The following is a 2,339-nucleotide window of genomic DNA, read 5'->3' on the forward strand; positions in this document are numbered from 1 at the left end:
CGGCCGCGGCGCGACAGGGCGCCGGGGCCGCCCCTTCGCCGTCCGCGGGGCCCCGCGCGCTCCGCGAAACCCGGTGCGCCCGGGTCCGCCGCTCCCTAGCCTGGGCGCATGGGCATCGAGATCCGGCTGTTCCGGGAGTCCGACAGGGAAGCGGTCATCGCTCTGGCACTGCGCGCGTGGGAACCGGTGCACGCGTCGCTGCGCCGGGTCCTGGGGGAGGAGGTCTACCCGGTCCTGGTCCCGGACTGGCGGCGCAGCCAGTACGACGAGGTGGCCGGGAGCGTCGACGCCGGGGACCAGCGCGTGTGGGTCGCCGAGGCCGACGGCGCGGTCGCGGGCTTCGCCACCGCCAGGATGCTCCCCGACGACGACATGGGGGAGATCCACCTGCTCGCCGTCGACCCCGACCACCAGGGGCGGGGCGTGGGGACGGCGCTGACCGGGGCCGCCACCGACTGGATCCGGGAGCAGGGGGCGGCGGTGGCCATGGTCGAGACGGGCGGCGACGACGGTCACGCCCCGGCCCGCGCCACCTACGAGCGCGCCGGTTACACCGCGCTGCCGATCGTGCGGTACTTCCGCAAGCTGTAGCGGCGCGGGGGACCGCCCGGGGCGCGGCCCTGGCTCGCCGAACCGCCTCGTCGCTGCTCGTAGGCTGGAGGGGATTCCGGTCGAACGAGGGTGGAGATGTCGGCGACACGGCTGTTGGTCCTGGGTGTGGTGCGCATGGAGGGGCAGGCCCACGGGTACCGGGTGGGCCGTCAGCTCCTGGACTGGGGCACCGAGCACTGGGCCAACATCAAGTGGGGCTCCATCTACCACGCCCTGCGCAAGCTCTCCCAGGAGGGCAGGCTGCGCGAGTTCGTGGCCGAGGGGGACGAGGTGGTCGACCGCGTCTCCTACGCGATCACCGAGGACGGCGAGGCCGAGCTGCACCGCCTCGTCCGCCGCGGGCTGACGCGCAGGGAGGACCCCGCGATGCTCTTCGCGGCGGTCACCCTCATGACCGCCCTGCCGCGCGCGGAGGTCGTCGCGCTGCTGGAACAGCGCCTGGAGCTGCTGGAGAGGACCGAGGACGAGCTGCGCCCCTCCGAGGACTGGGGCAAGCCCGCGCACGTGCGCGAACTCTTCGGCCTGTGGCGGGGCACGCTCGGGGCCGAGGCCCGCTGGACGCGTGAACTCGTCGCCTCCCTGAGGGCCGGGGAGTACACCATGGCCGACGACGGCCCCGATGCCTTCGGGCTGCCCCCGGTGCCGGGGGCGGCCGCCCGCGACCGCTGACCCGGCGGCCCTCCCGCCTCCATCGGCCCCGCCGCCTCCGCTTCCCCCGTCCGCGCGGGCCCCGCCGACCAGGTCGGATCCCCGGGGCGCGCGGACCGAGCGCTTATTAAACTTTGAATATTCCGTCCGGTGGTGCACACTCTCTCTCGTACTCAAGTTTTAATAAGGAGAGGGATGATCCACACACGTGGGCTGACCCGGGACTTCCGGGTCGGCAAGGAGGTCGTCCAGGCCGTCCGCGGCGTCGACATCGACGTCGCGGAGGGCGAACTGGTCGCCCTGCTCGGACCGAACGGCGCGGGGAAGTCGACCACGCTGCGCATGCTCACCACCCTGCTCGAACCCACCTCGGGCACCGCCGTGGTCGCGGGGCACGACGTCCGCACCGCGCCCGCCGAGGTGCGCCGCAGGATCGGCTTCGTCGGCCAGGGACACGGCGCCGGAGAGGACCAGCGGGCCCGGGAGGAGCTGTACACGCAGGGGCTGCTGTACGGGCTCGACCGGCGCACCGCGCGCCGCCGCGCCGACGGTCTCCTCGACCAGCTGGAGCTGGGCGGCGCCGCCGACCGCGAGGTCACCAAGCTCTCCGGCGGACAGCGCAGGCGCCTCGACATCGCCATGGGGCTCATCCACGAGCCGGGGCTGCTGTTCCTGGACGAGCCCTCCACCGGACTCGACCCGCACAGCCGGGCCAACCTGTGGGAGCACATCACCCGGCTGCGCGACCGGACGGGCACCACGGTCGTGCTCACCACCCACTACCTCGACGAGGCCGACGACATGGCCGAGAGGGTCCTGGTCATCGACCACGGCAGGGTCATCGCCGACGGCACCGCCGACGAGCTCAAGGGCAAGGTCTCCGGTGACCTGGTCACCCTCACCGTGCCGGACGCAGAGCAGGCGCGCACCGCCGCCGGGATCGCCGAACGTGCGCCCTCCGCCGGAACCGCGGAGGTGCTCGCGGACGCGGGGCGCGACGCCGAGGTGCGCCTGCGCGTGGAACGCGGGGACACCGTGCTGCCCGAGCTGCTGCGCGGACTGGACGCGGCCGGGGTCCC

3 protein-coding genes are annotated in these 2,339 nt (G+C 74.0%); all 3 read left to right on the top strand.

Translation table 11 applies throughout. The features are described from left to right. The first annotated feature begins 108 nt into the window (after positions 1-108). A complete protein-coding gene (locus DQW06_RS16960; protein ID WP_013155202.1) occupies positions 109-591 on the top strand; it encodes a GNAT family N-acetyltransferase in 483 nt (160 codons plus the stop codon). Between the two features lie 96 nt (positions 592-687). After that, positions 688-1,281, top strand: a complete 594-nt coding sequence (locus tag DQW06_RS16965) for a PadR family transcriptional regulator (protein ID WP_013155201.1) — start codon at positions 688-690, stop codon at positions 1,279-1,281. A gap of 174 nt (positions 1,282-1,455) precedes the next feature. Continuing rightward, a partial coding sequence (locus DQW06_RS16970) for an ABC transporter ATP-binding protein (RefSeq protein ID WP_117198897.1) occupies positions 1,456-2,339 on the top strand: 884 nt, incomplete at its 3' end.

Origin of the sequence: Nocardiopsis sp. TNDT3, from assembly GCF_003427465.1 — a bacterium.
GTDB lineage: Bacteria > Actinomycetota > Actinomycetes > Streptosporangiales > Streptosporangiaceae > Nocardiopsis > Nocardiopsis dassonvillei.

Bases quoted from the DNA above. Each gene is read 5' to 3' on its own strand.
- DQW06_RS16960 (WP_013155202.1), top strand. From the start codon at position 109: ATGGGCATCGAGATCCGGCTGTTCCGGGAGTCCGACAGGGAAGCGGTC.
- DQW06_RS16965 (WP_013155201.1), top strand. From the start codon at position 688: ATGTCGGCGACACGGCTGTTGGTCCTGGGTGTGGTGCGCATGGAGGGG.